The following is a 20814-nucleotide window of genomic DNA, read 5'->3' on the forward strand; positions in this document are numbered from 1 at the left end:
GGTATTACATCATGACAGCTACACCAAGGTTAACGGGGCCATGAAAAAAGTGGAGTTGAAATGCTCCACTTTCCACAGCCCCCTGTTTATGCCGTCACTTTACCCGCATCTGACTCTTAAACGTGTATAATACCTCTTTCCCCATAAAATCTGCACCTATTCACTCTTAAGCAGCCTTCTGGAGTCTCATCTGTTTGTTGTGAAATTTATAGAGATTATGCCCGATAGAAACCAGAAAAAGCTCCAATTTCACCGAGTTCAGTCCTTTTCTCACGCTCCTTTTATACTCCGCCTGGATGGAATGGTTCATCCGCAGCAGGGCTCCCTGTATGCTCTCAAGGTTACTCTTTATGCATGGAACTTAATTCCTCATTGATCCTGACTGTCCGGTTTTTGTCTGTCTTTTTACATTTTTCCGCATATGGACAACCTCCGCAGTCTTCACATGTGTAGTACTCTTCCTGCCGCCCATACCGGTTCCCCTTTACCGGCTTCCTATACGCAAAATGAAAAGTTTATCGCTGTATTCCTTCAGTTTCTCATAATAACGCTGCTCCTGGCTCTTTCTGTGTCCCCGTCCGGAAATGAATTTCTTCTCATATATGGCAGAAGAAGGCGTATTTAGACAAAATGGCCTCCAGACCGGCTGGCGTATACTCGGTGTTTGTCTCGATTTTCAGCCCTGTATATGACAGGGTTTCGTTCATATCGGTCAACAGGTCTGTAATCTTTGCAAAAAGCCGATATCTGGATTTCTCTGTCGCCTTTTCCACACCCATGTGTATTTGTTCGCGTTTGCCTCAAATTTTGAGCCGTCGATATACAGATGCTGGAAATCCACACCGTCTTTCTCTCCGATGTAAGTCACATAACATCTTTGAAAATATCCTGGACGGAATCCCGGAGTTCTTCATTGTTAAAATTAATGAAAGAACGATAACTGGGTATTTCGTAATCCGTCAGATACATGTAGCGTATATTTGTCCTGCAGCGGTCTTCTAATTCCCTTAAGGATGCATACTCTGTGTCCATAAAGCCGAACAGAATTGTCTTTAATATGTTGACACGATTATATCCGGGCCGTCCGAACTTACAAAAAGGTTCGGGGTGCAGATACTTTTCTATTCCAATCTCCTCCATGATTCTGTCAAATGTTAATACCGGAGCACAGATATCCAAAAAATCTGTAATAAACAGTGGCAATCTCCCCTGCTTTGGGCTATAATAATCTCTGGTATTATTTTTTATGCTAGATTATTATACCACAAAAAGAAGAACTTCTCCAGGTGACTCTTTCTTATATTAACACTCAGACAAAGGGCCGCATATCAAGATAACACCAAGATAATGCGGCCCTTCCCAATTCCTCTCACATACTCTTATATTTTTATAACCAAATACTCCCCTGTCAGACGCAGCACCGCATATCTTATCTTCCTCTATTCCTCCGCGTTCTTCTTAAGCATCCCCAGAATCACGCATCCGGCCGCTGCTCCCACAACCACCGCAGCCAAATACATAAAGGGATTTCCAATGGTGGGAAGGACGAAGATACCTCCATGGGGCGCCCTGAGGGTACAGCCAAACGCCATGGAAAGTCCTCCCGCAATAGCGGAACCGATGATACAGGAAGGAATCACGCGCAGCGGGTCCTGGGCCGCAAAGGGGATGGCTCCCTCTGTGATAAAGGACAGGCCCATCACATAGTTGACAATACCGGACTGACGCTCCTTTGCCGTGAATTTCTTCTTAAAGAAGGATGTGCACAGGGCAATGGCAATCGGAGGCACCATACCGCCTGCCATAACGGCTGCCATGACCTCAAAGTTGCCTTCCGCCAGCTGTGCGGTTCCAAACACATAAGCTGCCTTGTTAAACGGACCGCCCATGTCAATGGACATCATGCCGCCTAATACCATGCCCAGCACGATCCGGCTGACGCCGCCCATTCCGTTCAGGAAGTGGGTCAGACCGTCGTTAATCATACCCATATACGGGTTGACAAATGTGGTTACCACTGCTGCCAGGAAGATACCGATAACCGGATAGAGAAGCACCGGCTTGATGCCCTCCAGTGACTTTGGAAGTCTGGAGAAAAGCTTTCTTAAGCCCGCCACGATATATCCGCCTACAAAACCCGCAAACAGAGCGCCCAGGAACCCTGCGTTCACATCGCCCCCTGCCGGATTGGCAAAGGTGGCTCCCGTTTTGGCAATCAGTCCTGCCACCAGGCCCACTGCCAGGCCGGGACGGTCCGCGATACTCATGGCGATGAAGCCGGCCAGGATAGGAAGCATCATTCCGAATGCCTGCTCACCCACGGTCTTAAGATAGGCTGCCAGAGGCGTATTCTTTCCGAAGTTGGCCGGGTTAATGGAATAATCGTCAAACAGGAACGCCAGGGCAATCAGGATACCTCCGCCGATAACAAAGGGAAGCATGTGGGATACGCCGTTCATCAGGTGCTTATAGATGGTCCGCCCAATGCTGTCACTGCCTTCCGGCACAGACTCTCCACCCGCAGCTCCCGTATGGTGGTACACCGGCACCGTGCCGTCCACTGCCCGTTTGATCAGCTCTTCAGCCTTGTGGATACCGTCGGCTACAGGGACCATGATAACAGGCTTTCCGTCAAACCTGGCCATCTCCACGTTCTTGTCTGCGGCAATGATAATGGCATCCGCCGCTGCGATTTCTTCCCTTGTGAGCACATTCTGGGCTCCGCCGGAGCCGTCGGTCTCAGCCTTTAAGGCAATCCCCAGCTTCTTTCCCGTATTCTCCAGGTTCTCAGCTGCCATATAGGTATGGGCAATACCGGTGGGGCAGGCCGTAACAGCCAAAACCCGGTAACCGGAGGAAGTGTCTGCTTCGGCACCCGCCTGTGCCTTCGCGCCTGCCTTGGCACCCGTCTCAGCATCCTCCTTTGCATTCTGGCCCGCCTCTCCCTCAGGCGCTCCAAAACGCTCAACCTCCGCTTCATCAATGATGCGTAAAAATTCATCCTTATCCTCCGCCCCGATAAGCCCTTCCTTGAATCCAGGATTCATAAGCAGGGTGGACAGGCGGGATAATGCCTCCAGGTGCACGTCTGCTCCCTCAGCAGGCGCCGCGATCATGAACAGAAGGTTTGCCAGGGAACCGTCAAAGGCGTCGTAATCAACGCCCTCAGGAACCACCATGGCTGCCAGTCCGGGCTCCTTTACCGCCTCTACCTTTGCGTGGGGAATGGCGATCCCCTCACCAATGGCCGTGCTGCCCAAAGCTTCCCTTGCCAGTATGCCCTCCTTGTATCCGGCGGTGTCCTTAAGCCTTCCGCCTGCATCCATCAGGGATACCAGCCTGTCAATGGCCTCCTCCTTATCTGAAACCTTTACGCCCAGCTCAATGCTCTCTTTTTTTAATAACTCTGTAATCCGCATAAATGCGCCCCTCCTGACCGATTAAAGTGTGTTTAATAGTCTCATAATTTCATCTTTTGTTCCAATGCCGTCGGAAAATGCAGTAGCGCCGCCGCAGGCTGTTCCCAGCTTCAGAGCGTATGCATAATCCCCTTTTTCCAGATATCCGGCTATGAATCCTGCCACCATGGAATCCCCTGCTCCAACGGAATTCTTGACGGTTCCCCTGGCAACTCCCTGGCGGTGTACACTGCCGTCCTCCGCTACCAGTATGGCTCCGTCTCCTGCCATGGATACCAGCACATTCACCGCTCCCTGTTCCTTAAGCTTCCTGGCATGGAGAACGATTTCCTCTTCTGTCTTAAGTTCCTGACCGAACATCTGTCCCAATTCATGGTTGTTAGGTTTAATGAGGAACGGATGGTACTGTAAGACCTTTTGGAGCAAATCCTTCTCCGCATCCACTGCCATGCGGATTCCCCTGCCGTCCAGGTGTTCCATGATTCTCTGGTAGATGTCATTGTCAATGGCAGCCGGTATGCTTCCCGAAAGGACCAGCACATCCCCTTCCTTTAAATAGGAAAGCTTCTGAAAAAGCTGCTCCACATCGCCGGCCGTAATTTCCGGTCCCATGCCGTTAATCTCGCTTTCCTGGTCGGACTTCAGCTTTACGTTGATGCGGGACATGCCCTTCTCCACCTGGATGAAATCAGAGTCAAAACCCAGGCTCCTGACTCCCCGCTCAATCTCCCGGCCCGTGAACCCGGCTATGAAACCCAGAGCCGTGCTCCTGTATCCCAGGTTTGCCAAAAGCGCCGAAACATTGATGCCCTTGCCTCCGTAGAAGATGTTTTCCCGGATGGTCCGGTTTACACTTCCCAATGTGAAATGTTCTACTGCCACCACATAGTCCAGTGCCGGATTAAATGTTACTGTGTAAATCATATATCTCTGCATCGCCTTTCCATGAAAATTTATTTCTTATCTTGTCTCTATCATAATACGATACCATATTTTCGTCAATAGTATTTTATAAGAAAATTTATTTCACATATTTTTCGTCACAATATACAAACAGACGGCCTGTTTCCATAAAAAGCCGCCTGTTTTTTGTGCATTATTTTCTATTTTATCATTAGTACTGCCTTGCAGCTACTGTCTCATCATTTCTTATCCGGTGATATGGCTTTTTCATGACGCCGTATATGCTCCACAGAGTCTTCCATACCGGCCCGCAGCAGAAGATACAGTATCTCCATAACTGCCGTAGCCGTCACCCTGGAAAACCAGAACTCCTCTGTCAGCAGCTTTTCCCTGGTGGCAGTGACAATCTTGTAATCGCAAATCCCGGCCAAAGGTGAATTTCCATTGTTGGTAATGAGAATGACCGTGCATCCATTATCCCTTGCCCCCTCCGCCAGTGTCTGGAGACGCTTGGAGCTTCCTGAATTGGATATGACCATAACCACATCCTCATGTCCCAGGTTAAAGGTATAGGCTGTCTGTGTTTCCCATATATCCCCCGCCACAGCCGGTATTCCCAGCTGGTTGAATTTAAAGGCGCCGTCCAGAGCAACGGGAATGGTATTGCCCACGGCTGCCAGCTGCACCATTCGGGCATGCTCCAGCTTGTCCAGGATATGTTCCAGATTAGCCGGGTCCATCATGTTCACGGTCTCTGTCAGCTCGGCCACCTTGTTGGCCAATATATTCTGAAGGGACTGCCGCAGATCGCCGCGGTCAATGTCATTGGACACATTTCTGTCCATTTGTTCTTCTTCCAGCACCTCCCTGGCCAATGCCAGCTTCAGGCTGTGGAACCCTTTGAAGCCGCACCGCCTGCAAAAACGGGATACGGTGGCGTCACTGGTCCCGCTGGCCCTGGCCAGCTCGCCTACTGTCATATCCACTACCTCCGCCTTATGCTCCATCATGTAATCCGCTATCTTTTTCTCTGCTTCAAAAAGTTCGTCATAGGAGGAGCAGATAACTCCCAACGCGCTTCGTGTCTCTCCCATATCATATTCCGCCTGTCTCATGTAAATTCATTTCATGCTTTAAATATAGCACACAAAATTTAAAAATAAAAGCTGTTTTTCGTCATATATTATAATGCTTTATGAAACTTTATTAACTTTTCGTTACTCCCCTTGTTTTTCCTTTTTTACTGTGCTATAATCTCTAAACGTTAACATATTATTAACAATTTGTTTACATTTAGCCGCATATTATCAGGTCTTCAAATGTGAGAAAGAGGCTGGTATCATGAAAAATATTAAAACATTTCTTTCCAAGTACAAACATGCATGGCTGCTGTGTTACGGCTTCATTTATCTTCCATGGTTCTGTTACCTGGAAAAGACGGTCACCCGTCATTACCATGTAATGCATGTTGCACTGGATGACTTTATACCCTTCAACGAATATTTTATTATTCCCTACATGATGTGGTTTTTATACGTGGCGGGAACCATTGTTTTCTTCCTTTTCCGAAATAAGGAAGATTATTACAGGATTTGTACCTTCCTGTTCTCAGGTATGACCATCAGCCTGATTATCTGTACCTTTTTCCACAACGGCACGGATTTCAGACCGGTCATTGACCCGGGTAAGAACGTATTTTCCGGCATGGTTGCCGCCCTGTACCAGACGGACACGCCTACCAATGTATTCCCCAGCATCCATGTGTACAACTCCATCGGCACCCACATCGCCATCATGAAGAGTGAGTCCCTTAAGAAATATCCCTGGGTGCGGGCCGGTTCAGCCATCCTTATGGTTTCCATCTGCCTGTCTACCGTGTTCTTAAAACAGCACTCGGTCATTGATATGGTGGGAGCCGCCATCATGGCTTATGTGATTTACGGAATCGTCTACGGATACAACTGGTCCGCCGAGGACAAGAAGGTCACCCAGAAGGCGCTCAGTTAGATGGACAAAAATCAAACAAACGGAAACTAAATGTTCGGAATTTAAAACCGCTGTACGCCAGTCACTACCTACCGGCATACAGCGGTTCACTATTTTGGTGGCGGTAACGATTCCCGCATTCTGGCTGAAAGCCACATTGGGAAGGCCGCCAAAGAAGGCTCCTATGATATTGCTTAACCCGAATCCCAGGATACCTCCCCGCAGTTCCTTATCCGTGGCTTCCCGGTCCATCCCGCCCATGGCGGCGGTCACATCCCCCATGGCCTGCAGGGAATTGATGGCGGCCAGCAGCCCAATTACCACACAGGATAATGAATCCACCCCCGACAATCAACGGCAGTCCAGCTCCAAACTGAAGGCTGCCTTTCCTGAATCCGACAGAGAATACCCGCAAAAGGGTGGCCAAAGCAGATACCACAAGAGCCGCCTGGACAATGATGACCTTATTTTCCCCGCATAAACCCGCCACGCCCGCAATGATGATGGCAGGGGCAACACATCCCACTATCATCGCCGCAATGTGTTGGAAAACCAGCCTGATTATTTGAAAATTCGATTGGGCTTACCGCTCCTTGGAAAAAGGATTCAGCATCTTGCTCACCACTTCCGCCTCAGACGGGCCTTCAAACAGGGTGCTTGCCTGGTCCTTGGCAGGTATGCTGTCCACCTTGGAGCCGTCAACGCCGCCCCTCATCTCTACTTCATGCTTATAGTCAGCCAGGTATTTTTCGATGGCGCTGATTTTGTCCTCAGGCGCCTCCATACCTTCCCTAGATAGTCCCATGATGTCCATGACCGTATCCAGCTCACTGGCATCCCAGTCCTTAAGAACTGTGTCTGCAAGAAACTGAATCCGCTCCCTGATTGAATTACACTTCAGAAATTCTTTTACCATTTTCTAAGACCTCCATGCATATGGAAATTTCTTGATACCGGCTATACTATACTACTTCGTTAAAATGATGTCAATTAAAACCGTAAAATTTCTGCGTTATTTTATAACCCAGAATCAAAAGCTCCCTTCCACCCTTGCCGGGGAGGTTGCATCCCTGTCCCAAAAAGCCCATCCTGAGCCGCAGGAAAAGGGGCAGGTTCTGTTTTTTCAGATACTGCCACAGCTCCTTCTTTTTCTCCAGGTTTTCCTCTGTCCCGGATTTGATGGCCAGGACAGAACAAATGGTCATCATGATTTCCAGGTACTGTATCATGTAGTGGCGCAGCTTCCTGCTGCTTATCTTCATGGCGTCATAATACCCCAGCATCAGCTTGGTGACCCGAATCTGCTGGTCAATGCGGCCAATCATCACCTCTTCGTTGACGGACTGGTCCTGCCTTCCGATGTAATAGCGGTAGAAATTCACATCCAGGTAATAAATATGCTTCACATGAGGCAGGGGCTGGTACACAAAAATATTGTCCACATAAAAGGTGTGTTTGGGAAGCTCCAGACCGCACCGGATAAGCAGCCCTGTCCTGTAAATAACAGAGTGCATCAGTATATACTGCCCTGTCATGAAAAACTTCACATCATTCCATCCGAATACCTTGTCCTTGGGAAATGCCGTGTGGTATTTCATCACCTTTTTCCTTCTGGCCCCTTCCTTCTCATAGACAAAGTTGGTAACCAGCATGTCCAGTGTCTCTCCCCCATATACAAACCGCCTCAGGGTTGCAAGAACCTGCTCATATGCTTCCTCATTGACCCAGTCGTCACTGTCCACCACCTTGAAGAATATGCCCGTGGCATTTTTAAGCCCTGTATTCACGGCTTCTCCATGCCCGCCGTTTTCCTGATGAATCGCGCGGCAGATGGTGGGATATTCCCGGGCATACCGGTCAGCAATCTCTCCTGTCCTGTCTTTGGCGGATCCGTCATCCACAATGATGATTTCCACTTCCTCCCCGCCTGTAAGCAGGGTGTTGATACAGTGCTCCATATAGCTTTCCGAGTTGTAGCAGGGGATTGCCACAGTCAATAACTTCACGTTTCTACCTCCTCGTTATGAGTATTTAACCAAACGCTGCCAGGACTGCCAGATTGGCGGCCCCATGCATCAATACTGCCATAGGATATCTACGGTATTCACTACCTTCATAGCCCCATGCCAGCACCATTCCTAAAAAAAATGCGTATGTGCCTTGAATCCAATTTCCATGATACATTCCAAAGGCCAGGGAGGATATGACCGCCGCCGGAAAAAGGGCCATGAAACGCCTCAGCCATCCGTACAGAACCAGGCGGAAAGCTCCTTCCTCCAGAACGGGCGCCAGGACCAATGTCATCCACAAAAATCCCGCTCCACGGGATAGGGCAGGCTCCATGGCTTCCTCGTAAGAAGACAGGAGACTTTCAGGCCATGGTATAACCTTCACCAGCAGATTGCCTGCCAGCGCCGCCAACGCTGCCGCCAGTATACGCTTCTGCCACCCTGGGGGCAGGGCCTGTTTTCTATCCCTCATACACTTCCTGTCCTTCCAGTCTTATTCTGTTGACAGTATAGCATGGCTCCCCGGGTTTTGCCACCATCTTTTTTCTCTTTCCATTGCATTTTCTCCCATATTACCCTATAATAAACTTAATTTATATGACAATTTTAAGACAAGCGAGGTATGGATTATGGCGAAAAAACGCATCGTAATGGCCATTGGCCACAAAGATATGGGAACCAATCTTCCTGAACAAAAGGCAGCTGTGGCGGGAACCGCCAAAATCATCGCTGATTTCATCCAGGAGGGGTGGCAGGTAGCCATTGTACACAGCAACGCTCCCCAGGTAGGCATGATTCACACGGCCATGAATGAATTCGGCAAACAGCATGATGGCTATAGCCAGGCTCCCATGTCTGTCTGCTCCGCCATGAGCCAGGGTTATATTGGATACGATCTTCAGAACGGAATCCGGGCTGAACTCATTAAGAGAGGCATCTACAAACCAGTAAGCACTGTATTGACCCAGGTGACAGTGGACCCGTACGATGAGGCCTTCTATACCCCCGTCAAAGTCATCGGACGTGTGATGACCAAGGAGGAAGCAGACATTGAGGAAGCCAAGGGCAACCATGTGACAGAAGTGGAAGGCGGTTACCGCAGAATCGTCGCCTCCCCCCATCCTGTTGCCATTGTGGAGATCGACGCCATCAAAGCCCTTATGGACGCGGACCAGATTGTCATTGCCTGCGGAGGCGGAGGCATTCCTGTCATGGAACAGGGCTATAACTTAAGGGGCGCCAGCGCCATCATTGAGAAGGACCTTGCCACCGGACTGCTGGCCAAGGAGATCGATGCAGATGTGATGATGATACTCACCAGCGTGGATAATGTGACCTTAAACTACGGCACTCCCCAGGAACAGCCCATCAGCCACATGACCATAGACCAGGCCAGGGATTATATCAGCCAGGGCCAGTTTGAATTTGCCTCCATGCTGCCAAAGGTATCTGCCTCCATTGATTTCCTGGAGAGCGGAAAAGGCAGGAAGGCCATCATCACCACCCTGGATAAGGCAAAGGACAGCCTGAAAGGCCATGCAGGCACGGTAATTGAATAAGCACCTTGATTTTCCAAGATATAACAGTAAAAATCCATTAACCGCCAGTATTTCCCAAACGGTTAATGGATTCTTTTTTGTACGCATTTTAATATGATCTTAATCTGTCAGATATGCAGGCAGCCGCGCAAAGCTATAAGCCATTACAATGTTATCATACCTCTGTCAGTACCCGCTCCGTAATATAGCTGACCATCTCATCCTTTCGCATCCCCAGAGACAGGGCCAGCTCGGAATACAGATTATCCTCCGCAGTCTTAAAATACCGCTCGTCCAGATCCGTCATCTTCTTTCCCTGCTCCAAGCGGTCCTTCCGGCGCAGGTATAATGCTTTTATCATGCTGATCCACACCCGGCAGTCACAGGTCTTAAGGGCTTCCTTATACCGTTCCTCCCGCTGTTTATCATTGGTCACCTCCATCTCCTTCACATCAGAGATTTTGTCAATCAGTTCAAGGGCCTCTTCTTTGGAAAGAAGCGGCCTGGTTATGGTTTTCTCCGAATCCACAGGCGCCACAATCTTGCTGTCTTGCTGATAATAGGGACGGAGTACATAATACAGCCGGTCCTTAGGACCGTCAGGTCTGTCTACTGTGATAATATCCATCACCTCGCAGACGCCCCTGATACCGTATATGATATACTGACCTTTCTGATACATAATTTTACCGCCTACTTCCCTTATTTTATAATACTTATATTGTATCACTAAAAAGTTGTCGATGTCAGAAGTTTTTTGGCGGTGTCTCAAATTTTGTAAAAAATACACCATGATGCCACCTGTTTTTTTGTATACAATAACCAGTTCACTTTCCTTTTCAGGTCCCTGCTGCAATGGTGAGTGCCCATCCCCTCTTTCATAGACTGGATTTTATAATAATCCTGAGCGCAAAATTGGCGGCATCTGTTTTTGCGCAAACCACGTCTCCGGCTTTAATCTCTGCCCGCTCTGTTCGGGCCGCTGTCTGCTCCTTCCTTGGCATCTCCTCCATCTGAACCGCTGCTTTCATCTGCCTTACTGTCCCCGCCCTCGGTTTTGCTTCCGTTTCCCGTCTCCTTTGGTCTGCGTCCGGCATTTTCCTTATCCACTCTATTGCCTGCGTCGCCATCTCCGGGCCGGCCGCCACTGCGGTCAGTTTCTCCAATAATCAGGGTTATCTGTGAATCCGAAATTTCCTTGACCACACCTGTAATTTCATTTTCGTGGCCATCGCTGCTTTCTTTCAACACTTCAACGGTATTTGCTGGCGTATTATCCTGTTTTCCCTGACTCCCACAACCGGATGCCAATACTGCGCCCATCAGCATGGCCAAAAAAATAACTCTCTTTTTCATGTACATACTCCTTTTGAGCCTGCGGCCGCGATTCCCGCTTCTTAAGCGTTCTTCACCGTGGCAATGTCAATCAGCGTCAGTTCCTTGGCCCGGTTCTCCAGACTGGTTGCCAGCGCGTTGGCCGTATCCAGGGAGGTCAGGACATTGACGCCTGTCTCGATGGCATTGCGGCGGATGATGAAACCGTCATGGCTGCGCTCTGCGCCCTGGGCCGGAATATCGATAATCAGATCAATCTGGTGGCCCAGCACCAGGTCCAGGATATTGGGGGATTCCTGCTCCAGCTTGCGGATTTCGTAAGCCTTTACACCGTTCTTGTTCAGTGTCCGCGCAGTGCCTCTGGTGGCAAATATCTGATACCCCACAGCGGCAAACCTGCGGGCAATATCCACCGCCTCCTCCTGGTCGCTGTGGCGAACGGACATAATCATTTTCTTGTATTTTGGAAGACGGATTCCCGCCCCCTCAAACGCTTTATAAAGCGCTTCATTGAACGTCTTTGCAATGCCCAGGCACTCGCCGGTGGACTTCATCTCAGGTCCAAGGCTTATGTCAGCGCCCCGAATCTTCTCAAAGGAGAACACAGGCATCTTGATGGCAATATAATCTGCAGCCGGCTGTAATCCCGGTTTATAACCCAGCTCCCGGATGGTATGACCGCAGATAATCCGGGTGGCCAGCGGTACAATGGGGATTCCGGTTACCTTGCTGATATAGGGAACCGTACGTGAGGAACGGGGATTCACCTCGATGATATATACGTCGTCCCCATCCACAATAAACTGAATATTAATCATACCCTTTACATGAAGGGCCTTTGCCAGCTTCTCAGTGTAGTCCACAATGGTATCGATATTGTGCTGGGTAATGTCCTGGGCCGGATATACGGAGATACTGTCGCCGGAGTGGATACCGGTACGCTCAATATGCTGCATGATACCGGGAATCAGGATGTCGGTGCCGTCACAGATGGCATCCACCTCGATTTCCTTGCCCATGATATACTTGTCAACCAGAATCGGATGCTCCTGGGCTATCTGGTTGATGATGCCGATGAACTCGTCGATATCCTCATCGCTTATGGCAATCTGCATCCCCTGTCCGCCCAGCACGTAGGATGGCCTCACCAGCACAGGATAGCCCAGCTTATTGGCTGCTTCCTTTGCCTCCTCAGCCGTAAATACAGTATGTCCTGCGGGCCTTGGGATATTGCACTGCTCCAGGATGGCGTCGAAGCGCCCCCTGTCCTCTGCCGCGTCCACATCCTCTGCCGCCGTACCCAGAATGGGAACTCCCATCTTCATCAGGGCCTCTGTCAGCTTGATGGCTGTCTGTCCGCCGAACTGCACCACTGCGCCATCCGGCTTCTCAATATCCACGATGTTCTCCACATCCTCCGGGGTAAGGGGTTCAAAATACAGCTTATCCGCAATATCAAAGTCCGTGCTGACGGTTTCCGGATTATTGTTTACAATAATGGTCTCATAGCCTTCCCTGCTGAAAGCCCAGGTACTGTGGACAGAACAGAAGTCAAACTCAATTCCCTGTCCTATACGGATTGGGCCGGACCCCAGAACGAGCACCTTCTTTCGTCCGCTGGTCTGCTCAGCCTCGTTGAAACCGCCGAAGCAGGAATAATAGTATGGTGTCTCGGCCGCAAACTCGGCCGCGCAGGTGTCCACCATCTTGTAAACCGCGCGGATATCGTTGTCATGGCGCAGCTTCTTGATTTCTTCCCGGGAGGTTCCCGTAAGCACTGCTATTACATTGTCGGGATACTCGATTCTCTTGGCCTCTGCCAGAAGCTCTGCCGTCAGCTTCTTTTCTCCTGAGCCCACTGCCTTTAAGGCATCCTCCATCTCCACCAGAATAGCCAGCTTGTCAATGAACCAGAAGTCAATCTTAGTAATGTCATGTATCTGCTCATAGGTGAATCCGCGGCGCAGCGCCTCTGCAATTCTCCAGATGCGCATGTCATCCACCCTGTATAATTCCTCTGTCAGTGTTTCGTAGGAAAGGTCTGTAAAATCATAGGACAGCAGGCAGTCTACATGCTGCTCCAGGGATCGGATGGCCTTCATGAGAGCGCCTTCAAAATTGGTGCAGATACTCATGACCTCTCCTGTGGCCTTCATCTGGGTTCCCAGTGTGCGTTTTGCGCTGATGAATTTATCAAACGGAAGCCTTGGCATCTTTACCACGCAGTAATCCAGCATGGGCTCAAAGCTTGCATATGTTTTCTTTGTAACCGCATTTCTGATTTCGTCCAGGGTATATCCCAGGGCGATCTTGGCAGCTACCTTGGCAATGGGATATCCCGTTGCCTTGCTTGCCAGGGCCGATGAACGGCTTACACGGGGATTTACCTCAATAACACAGTACTCAAAGCTGTCCGGATTCAGGGCGTACTGAACGTTGCAGCCGCCCGTGATTCCCAGCTCGCTGATGATGTTGAGCGCAGAGGTACGGAGCATCTGGTACTCCTTGTCCCCCAGTGTCTGGGAGGGAGCCACCACGATACTGTCTCCTGTATGGACACCCACAGGGTCAATGTTCTCCATATTACAAACCGTGATTACATTACCTGCGCCGTCGCGCATCACCTCGTACTCGATTTCCTTCCATCCGGCGATGCAGCGTTCCACCAGCACCTGTCCCACACGGGAAAGACGCAGTCCGTTTTCCAGGATTTCAGCGCACTGCTCCGGATTGCCGGCAATGCCTCCGCCGGAACCGCCCAGGGTGTATGCGGGACGAAGCACTACGGGATAACCGATTTTTTCGGCAATCTCCAGGCCATGCTTTACATCCTCCACAATATCAGAGGGAGCCACAGGCTCGCCGATTTTCTCCATGGTTTCCTTGAACATCTCCCGGTCCTCGGCCTTCTTGATGGTCAGGGCCGTGGTGCCAATCAGGCGCACATTGTGTTCTTTTAAGAAACCTGCATCCTCCAGCTCCATGGCCAGGTTAAGGCCTGCCTGTCCGCCCAGTGTGGGCAGCACGCTGTCCGGTTTCTCTTTTAAAATAAGCTGTTCCACCACCTCCACGGTAAGGGGCTCAATGTAGACACGGTCCGCGATATCCTTGTCTGTCATGATGGTTGCCGGGTTGGAGTTGAGAAGCACAACCTCAATTCCCTCTTCCTTCAGGGAACGGCAGGCCTGGGTGCCTGCATAATCGAATTCTGCCGCCTGTCCGATGACAATGGGTCCGGATCCAAGCACCAGTACTTTTTTGATATCAGGATTCTTTGGCATCAGTCATTCACCTCCATCATTTTAAGGAAACGGTCAAAGAGGTAACCGGAATCCAGGGGTCCGGGGCATGCTTCCGGGTGGTACTGCACCGTAAAGATATTCTTGCCCACATACTTTAATCCCTCGTTGGTGCTGTCATTTACATTGACAAATGCAGGTACGGCCACCGATGGGTCCAGGTTGTCCGTATCCACCACATAGCCATGGTTCTGGGAAGAAATATAAACCCTTCCTGTCTCCAAATCCTTCACGGGATGGTTTCCGCCTCTGTGTCCGTATTTTAATTTATGGGTATCAATGCCGTTGGCCAGGGCCATGAGCTGGTGTCCCAGACAAATGGCAAAGATAGGCACATCTGATTCATAAAGCTTTTTCACTTCCTCGATAATGGCTGCATTTTCCTTCGGATCCCCGGGGCCGTTGCTGAGCATGATACCGTCGGGTTTTCCTGCCAGTACTTCCCTGGCGGGTGTGTCAGCCGGATAAACAGTTACCTCGCATCCCCTCTGGTTCAGAGAACGGGCAATGTTTCTCTTAGCGCCGTAATCCATGAGGGCAACCTTCTTACCGTTTCCGGGAAGGACGTAGGTCTCCTTTGTGGTGGTTTTAAGCACCACGCCAGTCACGGCATACTCCTTCATACGTTTTATGGGCTCGCTAAAATCGGTATATTCCTTTGTAGTAATCATACCGTTCATGGTGCCTTTTTCTCTTAATATTTTGGTAAGGGCTCTTGTATCGACACCGCAGATACCGGGAATGTCGTGTTCTTTTAAGAAGTTCTGAATGGTATCCTCGCTTCTGAAATTGCTGGGGATTCTTGATAATTCTCTTACAATATAGCCATCCGGCCAGGGCTTTGCTGACTCCATGTCCTGATGGCAGATTCCATAATTGCCAATAAGGGGATATGTCATGACAACGGCCTGTCCTGCATAGGACGGATCGGTCAGCACTTCCAGATAACCGGTCATTGACGTGTTAAACACGATTTCACTGATGACTTCACGTTCAGAACCAATGCTGGTCCCGGTGAATACAGTTCCATCTTCCAGTATGAGGTATGCTTTCATATGGGGGTACCTGTCCTTTCTTATGTGTTTGCTTAAGGGCCATGTGACCTCAGCCCAAATTGTAAAGATTATACTGTATTTCATATGAATTTGCAATGACTTTGGAAGCTAAATTTTTTTGTACCAATCAAATTTTTTTGTGCAAACAGGCCGGGAGGAAGCCGGAATACAACATGGGCAGGGTCCAAAAATATGCGCCCTGCCCACGTCTTTTATGTCTGTTTTTTATAGGGAATTACTGCTTTTTACAGAGGATTTCTGCCTCCCATCCTTCCTCCGCGGCGCCGGGCCTCTGCCCCGTGCTCTCCATCGGTTCCCGGAAAACCTCTCCTGCTGAATCGGCCATGGAACCCCTGTCCGCAGGCTACCCCGTCCTCCATCCCAGTTCAAATCATCACACCAATTCCGCAATCCGGGTAATTCCCACATAAATATGCGATATTTTATACCATGTGGCAAAATCCACCACTCCTGTCTGGGGCAGTCCGAAGATGGACTGGAATTCCCGCACCGCGTCCGCGGTCCTGGTGCCGTATATCCCGTCAGGCGTCACCCTGGGAATGGCCGAATAAACAGTTGCTATTTCATCCAGCTGTTCCTGCATCTGGCGCACCTTATCCCCGGAGCTTCCTATGGTCAGGTCACTGCCCGGCCAGGAGGCCGGTATCCCGGATATCTGCTCCGCCGTGTTCACGTAGATGCTGTCCCCGTAAAAATAACGCAGTATCTCTATGGGACTATAGCCCTGCTCTCCAAGGGAGCATGACCCCCACTGTGTCATCCAGTTAGGACACTGGACCTGGCGTCCGTCACAGTACTGAGTCAAAATAGGCTGTCTCACACCCGGACGGGACAGGTAGTTGTCAAATATCTCATCCACAGTCAGACTGATGCTCTCAAATATATTTCTTCCATATATCCACTTATGGTCAAAGGCAGTGGAGGACGTAATGGTAAAATCATAGCCCTGGTTCCTGTACCACTCCGTGTATACCCGGTTCAGGGTAAAGGACATGATTGCCAGCACATTGGCCGTTATGGTGGCCCTGGGCCAGGTGGAATATATTTCACTGGAGGCCACGTTCTTTATGTAGTCCCTGTAAGGCACATAATAGTCCTTGGCCGTACTGTCCGTGGGAACACCGTCGTGGACCACCACAGTCTGAGGCACTACCACCCGGCTGAGAACGATTTCCCCGCTCTCGTTCACTGGTTTTATCTCTGGTTCCGCTATCTTTGGAGGATAATTCCCGTACAGGGTGTGGTCCGGTATCACCACCGGGTCTTCGGGAGGTGTTTCCCCGCCAACCGGTGTCATGGCCGCCGGCTGTATGGCCGTGGCCTGGGCCAGTATTTCGGTTCCGGATATGGCCAGAGGCTCAAAGCCCTCCGCCTCCACCATCAGGTTATATTCCGAATAGGGCTGGATAATGCTTGGTTCCAGACTGTATTCCACAGGTGGCGCCGGAAGCTGTACCTGTTCTGTCTGGCCTGAGCTGTTGGTGGTCAGCTGCTCCACAGGCCGGTCCGGTTCTCCTTTATAGCTGATGGTGACCCTGGCGTTCTGTATGGGAAAATTATTCTGTATGTTGATTACGTTAATCTGCAGCAGTCCACTGGATGTCCGTTCTGGATTGGTTGCCATGTAATACCTCGCAGTTTCTTTTCATTACCTAAATATAATACCGCCCAGCCTATTATATGCATGTATTTTCCCTTAAACCTGAAAAGGACAAAAAGAAACAGGCTACAGCTCATATCCCTTAATCCGAAGATAAGCCCGTATGGATTCCATGGCCCCCTCTGTTCCCAGGGATGCCGTGTTCAGCATCAGATCGTAATTTTCCACATTTTCCCAATCCCGGCCTGTATAGTACCTGTGGTAATCCCTCCGCTCCCTGTCAATACGCTTGATGTTCTTCCTGATATCCTTTGGCTCATAATAGCCCAGAGCGCTGATTCGCTTTTCCCGGTATTCCATATCCGCGTACAGGAATACTCTCACCAGACCTTCCGCGCCCTCCAGCACATAATCAGCACATCGTCCCATGATGACGCAGCTCTCCTCCGCCGCCAGCTTTCGTATGACCTCGGACTGGAACCGGAACAGATTGTCCGCCGACACCAGGTCGGAGCCAAAGGAAGGACTTCCCTTTTCCGGGGTCAGGCTCTTTACAATCTTATACAAAAGCTTGTTTCCCGCCTTCTCGTCTGCCAGATAGTAATAGCTCTCCTTGATGCCGCTTTGGTCTGAATTCATGCGCAGAATATTCTTGTCATAGAAATGGATTCCCAGCTCCCTGGCCAGCCTGGAGCCGATTTCACTGCCGCCGCTGCCGTACTGTCTTCCAATGGTCACAATGAGTTGCTTTCCTTCCTTCATACGCCCATCCTCCTGTTCTGACAGCGCAGGCCTGCGCCTGCTTCCATGGTTTGTTTTCATGGTTTCATTGTACCAAGTCGCTAGTGCGACGGCTAGCCCAAGGTACATAAAACCACCACTTTTTTTATAAAAAATAGCAGTTTTTAAATTTATGATGTATTGTTAAGTTACCACACCAAACAACTTCATAACTTTAAGAACTGCTATGCTTATGTTATCATGGATTTCTAAACTCAACAACTATATATCTTATTTTTTTACTCGTCCACCACCTCTTTTTGAAATGTAACTACTGTTTTTATTGCATTTCAAAGGAGATTTTACTATGGACAAATATTTAAATTCTTTCAGGGAAATGATTTCCCTTCGCGGTCTTACCGACCATACCCTTAAAAATTACTGTACTTACATCCGGGCGTATCTGGATTACCTCGCAAATGTTCTTCACAAATCGCCAGAAGATGTTTCCTGGGATGAACTTCGTGACTACATCAAATGGCTACAGAAATCCAGAGACCTTTCTGACCGCACCATCAACTGTGCCATTTCACAACTGCGCTTTTTCACCATGTATGTTCTTCACAAAACATGGGATGACACACAGCTTCCCATGCGTAAGTTTGACGAGTACCTTCCCTATGTTCCCTCGAAACAGGAAACATGGCAGTTTATTTCTTCCATACCTGATTTAAAGCAGAAGACTATGGTTACACTCATGTATTCCTCAGGGCTTCGTATCGGTGAAGTATGCCGTCTGCGTTACGAGGATGTTGACCGCAAAAACATGCGGCTTCACATCACACACTCCAAAAACAGGAATGACCGCTATGCCATTCTTTCTAAAGCGGCACTTGACCTGCTGACACGCTACTGGTTTGAATACGGCAGACCAAAAGGCTTTCTTTTTCCAAAGCAAAGTGGCGAGGACAGACCCATCGACACATTCTTCCTTTCAAGACACATCCATGCCCATGAGGACAGGCTCGGATGGGAACGCAGGCTTACCTGTCATTCCTTTCGTCATGCTTTTGGTACCCATCTGTATGAAAACGGAACCGACCTGCTTACCATAAAAGCGCTTATGGGACATAAATCTTTGTCTTCCACCACTATTTATGTCCATCTTTCCGGTAATGCCATCCGCAATGCCGTCAGCCCTTTTGACCGATTGGCAGGTGAATACCATGAGTGATTACAAAATCAGGCAGATATTTGAGCAGTCCTATGAAGCTTTCTCAGCACCGGGGCACTATCAGTCGGATGTCCAACGCAAAGCCGCCCGAGCCATCTTAAACTGCAAATCCGGAAGGCTTGGTGTCAACTTAAGTCAGTGTACCGACTGTGGGCATGTGGAAGTCCACAATAATTCCTGCCGCAACCGCAACTGCCCCAACTGTCAGGCTGTGAAGAAAGAAATCTGGGTAGATAAACGCAGTGCTGAGGTCATTGATTCACCCTATTTTCATGTAGTGTTTACACTTCCACATGAATTAAATCCCCTCATTTACTGCAACCAGAAGCTTCTGTATGGACTTCTTCACAGATGCTGCGCCGAAACACTTCTGGAATTATCTGCTGATAAGAAGTGGCTCGGGGCAACACCCGGGATTATCCAAGTACTTCATACTTGGAATCAGGAGCTGGATTACCATGTACATATGCACTGCATTGTTTCCGGCGGCGGGCTTACCGGAGATGGAAAAATCCGTAAATCCTCATCTAAGTTTTTTATCCGTACGGAGGTCCTGCGGGATAAGTTTAAGGGGAAATATATGGCACACCTTGTCTCCCTTTATGAAAGCGGCTCCCTTAACTTTTCATCCTCCTGTGAAAACCTGCGTAATTCTTACCACTGGAAGGAATTTAAAAATAAGCTTTATGAAATGGACTGGTGCCCCTACATCAAGAAAACCTTCAACGGCTTCGGCAATGTCATTGAATACCTTGGACGCTACATCCACAAAATCGCCATCTCTAACAGCAGGATCCTTTCTGTTACGGAAGATACGGTAACATTCTCTGCCCGTGGAAAAAAGCCGGGTGAACCAAAACGTCAGATTACTCTTGGCAACACGGAGTTTATACGCCGTTACCTGATGCATGTGCTGCCTTCCGGCTTTCAGAAAATACGCTATTATGGTTTTCTGAACAATCGGATGAAATATAAGAATCTGAAGGTTATCTTTAAGCTTCAGAATGGACAGCGTTTCAAGCAGCGTTACGCCGGAATGTCCCTGGCAGAGCTTTTAAAAGCAGTCTGGAATTTCGATATCTGTGTGTGTCCTGAATGTGGTCATACAGCCATGAAACAGCTGGGAAGGTGTCATGTTCCTTCTTCCTGACAGGCTGCTTTCCTATATATTTTTTAAGACCTGCCATCGGGAGGTCTGCGAAGCATACCCAAAAATATGGGATACAGCTAAAATCGTCCTGCTTCTGCATTGCAGACCACCATAATCCACTATTTTAAGCTTCCCTGGGGAAATACTATCCCCATACAGCCTATGGCTAAAGTTCCGCGACTTGGTACAATTGGAAAGAATCACATTCAGAGCAGTTTATCTTTTGCATAAGCTGTTCATTTTTTTGTCGCTCTGAATCTGATACTTTCCTTAAGAATTATACCACAATGCGGCCTGAGATTTAAACGTTATTCCAAAAATCCTTCTTGACATACCGCCCAACAGTGCTTATAATAACAATCAATTGAATAAACTCTTCAGGGCAGGGTGCAATTCCCTACCGGTGGTACAGCCCACGAGCCGCAAGGCATGATTCGGTGAAACTCCGAAGCCGACAGTACAGTCTGGATGAAAGAAGATGAATCGTTGACATGGACGCGCTTACGCGCTTTTCGTGGCTGGCTGACAGTGCCCTGGAATGGACT

Annotated in this window: 18 protein-coding genes, 2 pseudogenes and 1 riboswitch; of the genes and pseudogenes, 4 read left to right on the forward strand and 16 right to left on the reverse strand. The window is 49.2% G+C overall.

Going from position 1 to position 20814, the window contains the following annotated elements; genetic code table 11:
- Positions 1–341 precede the first annotated feature (341 nt).
- The 6 genes and pseudogenes from LA360_RS31295 to LA360_RS12970 form a co-directional block, all read right to left on the reverse strand.
- Positions 342–449, reverse strand: a pseudogene (locus LA360_RS31295) (transposase); the annotation flags it as partial.
- 147 nt (positions 450–596) lie between these two features.
- Entirely contained in the window at positions 597–779 is a 183-nt protein-coding gene (locus LA360_RS12950; protein WP_057573052.1) for a hypothetical protein, read from the reverse strand.
- Between the two features lie 85 nt (positions 780–864).
- Positions 865–1203: a transposase gene (locus tag LA360_RS12955; RefSeq protein ID WP_057572083.1), complete on the reverse strand. Its 339-nt coding sequence runs from the start codon at positions 1201–1203 to the stop codon at positions 865–867.
- Positions 1204–1439: 236 nt separating this feature from the next.
- Positions 1440–3419, reverse strand: a complete 1980-nt coding sequence (locus LA360_RS12960) for a PTS fructose transporter subunit IIABC (protein WP_022200668.1) — start codon at positions 3417–3419, stop codon at positions 1440–1442.
- A gap of 21 nt (positions 3420–3440) precedes the next feature.
- On the reverse strand, positions 3441–4343 hold the full coding sequence (gene pfkB / locus LA360_RS12965) for a 1-phosphofructokinase (RefSeq protein ID WP_057572084.1): 903 nt from the start codon (positions 4341–4343) through the stop codon (positions 3441–3443).
- Between the two features lie 218 nt (positions 4344–4561).
- On the reverse strand, positions 4562–5416 hold the full coding sequence (locus LA360_RS12970; RefSeq protein ID WP_022200666.1) for a MurR/RpiR family transcriptional regulator: 855 nt from the start codon (positions 5414–5416) through the stop codon (positions 4562–4564).
- A 247-nt stretch (positions 5417–5663) separates the two neighbouring features.
- Here LA360_RS12970 and LA360_RS12975 point away from each other — a divergent pair, with 247 nt between their 5' ends.
- The gene (locus LA360_RS12975) at positions 5664–6329 is read left to right on the forward strand and encodes a phosphatase PAP2 family protein (protein WP_022200665.1); all 666 of its coding nucleotides are present in this window, start codon (positions 5664–5666) and stop codon (positions 6327–6329) included.
- Positions 6330–6410: 81 nt separating this feature from the next.
- On the opposite strand, the pseudogene LA360_RS31300 reads toward LA360_RS12975, so the two are convergent.
- The 4 genes and pseudogenes from LA360_RS31300 to LA360_RS13000 form a co-directional block, all read right to left on the reverse strand.
- A pseudogene (locus LA360_RS31300) lies at positions 6411–6840 on the reverse strand (solute carrier family 23 protein); the annotation flags it as partial.
- Positions 6841–6891: 51 nt separating this feature from the next.
- Entirely contained in the window at positions 6892–7224 is a 333-nt protein-coding gene (locus LA360_RS12990) for a hypothetical protein (protein WP_002586303.1), read from the reverse strand.
- A 70-nt stretch (positions 7225–7294) separates the two neighbouring features.
- Complete coding sequence (locus tag LA360_RS12995) at positions 7295–8314, reverse strand: glycosyltransferase family 2 protein (RefSeq protein ID WP_022200663.1); 1020 nt, start codon at positions 8312–8314, stop codon at positions 7295–7297.
- A 25-nt stretch (positions 8315–8339) separates the two neighbouring features.
- Positions 8340–8789, reverse strand: coding sequence for a CPBP family intramembrane glutamic endopeptidase (locus tag LA360_RS13000; protein ID WP_022200662.1), 450 nt, complete (start codon positions 8787–8789; stop codon positions 8340–8342).
- 157 nt (positions 8790–8946) lie between these two features.
- On the opposite strand from LA360_RS13000, the gene arcC reads away from it, so the two are divergent.
- Positions 8947–9876: a carbamate kinase gene (gene arcC, locus LA360_RS13005; protein WP_022200661.1), complete on the forward strand. Its 930-nt coding sequence runs from the start codon at positions 8947–8949 to the stop codon at positions 9874–9876.
- Between the two features lie 154 nt (positions 9877–10030).
- On the opposite strand, the gene LA360_RS13010 is transcribed toward arcC, so the two are convergent.
- The 6 genes from LA360_RS13010 to LA360_RS13035 all read right to left on the reverse strand — a co-directional run bounded on the left by LA360_RS13010 (position 10031) and on the right by LA360_RS13035 (position 17927).
- Positions 10031–10648 (reverse strand): CarD family transcriptional regulator, encoded by a 618-nt coding sequence (locus tag LA360_RS13010; protein ID WP_002586299.1) that lies wholly within the window; start codon positions 10646–10648, stop codon positions 10031–10033.
- Positions 10649–10809: 161 nt separating this feature from the next.
- The gene (locus tag LA360_RS13015) at positions 10810–11211 is read right to left on the reverse strand and encodes a hypothetical protein (RefSeq protein WP_022200659.1); all 402 of its coding nucleotides are present in this window, start codon (positions 11209–11211) and stop codon (positions 10810–10812) included.
- A gap of 41 nt (positions 11212–11252) precedes the next feature.
- A complete protein-coding gene (carB, locus tag LA360_RS13020; RefSeq protein ID WP_112482056.1) occupies positions 11253–14471 on the reverse strand; it encodes a carbamoyl-phosphate synthase large subunit in 3219 nt (1072 codons plus the stop codon).
- Positions 14471–15544 carry a carbamoyl phosphate synthase small subunit gene (locus LA360_RS13025; protein WP_057572086.1) on the reverse strand — a complete coding sequence of 358 codons (1074 nt, stop codon included), beginning with the start codon at positions 15542–15544 and terminating at the stop codon, positions 14471–14473. The genes carB and LA360_RS13025 overlap by 1 nt, the downstream gene beginning before the upstream one ends.
- Positions 15545–15938: 394 nt before the next feature.
- Positions 15939–17189 (reverse strand): peptidoglycan-binding domain-containing protein, encoded by a 1251-nt coding sequence (locus LA360_RS13030; RefSeq protein ID WP_022200656.1) that lies wholly within the window; start codon positions 17187–17189, stop codon positions 15939–15941.
- Positions 17190–17291: 102 nt separating this feature from the next.
- The gene (locus LA360_RS13035; RefSeq protein ID WP_002586293.1) at positions 17292–17927 is read right to left on the reverse strand and encodes a cytidylate kinase-like family protein; all 636 of its coding nucleotides are present in this window, start codon (positions 17925–17927) and stop codon (positions 17292–17294) included.
- A 325-nt stretch (positions 17928–18252) separates the two neighbouring features.
- On the opposite strand from LA360_RS13035, the gene LA360_RS13040 reads away from it, so the two are divergent.
- Together LA360_RS13040 and LA360_RS13045 are read left to right on the forward strand one after the other, a co-directional pair.
- On the forward strand, positions 18253–19119 hold the full coding sequence (locus LA360_RS13040; RefSeq protein ID WP_112481419.1) for a tyrosine-type recombinase/integrase: 867 nt from the start codon (positions 18253–18255) through the stop codon (positions 19117–19119).
- Entirely contained in the window at positions 19112–20269 is a 1158-nt protein-coding gene (locus LA360_RS13045; protein WP_112481418.1) for an IS91 family transposase, read from the forward strand. The genes LA360_RS13040 and LA360_RS13045 overlap by 8 nt, the downstream gene beginning before the upstream one ends.
- 369 nt (positions 20270–20638) lie before the next feature.
- Positions 20639–20753, forward strand: a riboswitch (FMN riboswitch).
- The last annotated feature ends 61 nt before the right edge of the window (positions 20754–20814 follow it).

It is taken from the genome of Enterocloster clostridioformis (genome assembly GCF_020297485.1).
GTDB classification, from domain to species: domain Bacteria; phylum Bacillota; class Clostridia; order Lachnospirales; family Lachnospiraceae; genus Enterocloster; species Enterocloster clostridioformis.

What these genes read in the sequence shown, in the direction of transcription:
- LA360_RS12950 (WP_057573052.1), bottom strand. Translation starts at nt 779, where the DNA reads ATGGGTGTGGAAAAGGCGACAGAGAAATCCAGATATCGGCTTTTTGCA.
- LA360_RS12960 (WP_022200668.1), bottom strand. Translation starts at nt 3,419, where the DNA reads ATGCGGATTACAGAGTTATTAAAAAAAGAGAGCATTGAGCTGGGCGTA.
- pfkB (WP_057572084.1), bottom strand. Translation starts at nt 4,343, where the DNA reads ATGATTTACACAGTAACATTTAATCCGGCACTGGACTATGTGGTGGCA.
- LA360_RS12970 (WP_022200666.1), bottom strand. Translation starts at nt 5,416, where the DNA reads ATGGGAGAGACACGAAGCGCGTTGGGAGTTATCTGCTCCTCCTATGAC.
- LA360_RS12975 (WP_022200665.1), top strand. Translation starts at nt 5,664, where the DNA reads ATGAAAAATATTAAAACATTTCTTTCCAAGTACAAACATGCATGGCTG.
- LA360_RS12990 (WP_002586303.1), bottom strand. Translation starts at nt 7,224, where the DNA reads ATGGTAAAAGAATTTCTGAAGTGTAATTCAATCAGGGAGCGGATTCAG.
- LA360_RS13000 (WP_022200662.1), bottom strand. Translation starts at nt 8,789, where the DNA reads ATGAGGGATAGAAAACAGGCCCTGCCCCCAGGGTGGCAGAAGCGTATA.
- arcC (WP_022200661.1), top strand. Translation starts at nt 8,947, where the DNA reads ATGGCGAAAAAACGCATCGTAATGGCCATTGGCCACAAAGATATGGGA.
- LA360_RS13010 (WP_002586299.1), bottom strand. Translation starts at nt 10,648, where the DNA reads ATGGTGTATTTTTTACAAAATTTGAGACACCGCCAAAAAACTTCTGAC.
- LA360_RS13015 (WP_022200659.1), bottom strand. Translation starts at nt 11,211, where the DNA reads ATGAAAAAGAGAGTTATTTTTTTGGCCATGCTGATGGGCGCAGTATTG.
- carB (WP_112482056.1), bottom strand. Translation starts at nt 14,471, where the DNA reads ATGCCAAAGAATCCTGATATCAAAAAAGTACTGGTGCTTGGATCCGGA.
- LA360_RS13025 (WP_057572086.1), bottom strand. Translation starts at nt 15,544, where the DNA reads ATGAAAGCATACCTCATACTGGAAGATGGAACTGTATTCACCGGGACC.
- LA360_RS13030 (WP_022200656.1), bottom strand. Translation starts at nt 17,189, where the DNA reads ATGGCAACCAATCCAGAACGGACATCCAGTGGACTGCTGCAGATTAAC.
- LA360_RS13035 (WP_002586293.1), bottom strand. Translation starts at nt 17,927, where the DNA reads ATGAAGGAAGGAAAGCAACTCATTGTGACCATTGGAAGACAGTACGGC.
- LA360_RS13040 (WP_112481419.1), top strand. Translation starts at nt 18,253, where the DNA reads ATGGACAAATATTTAAATTCTTTCAGGGAAATGATTTCCCTTCGCGGT.
- LA360_RS13045 (WP_112481418.1), top strand. Translation starts at nt 19,112, where the DNA reads ATGAGTGATTACAAAATCAGGCAGATATTTGAGCAGTCCTATGAAGCT.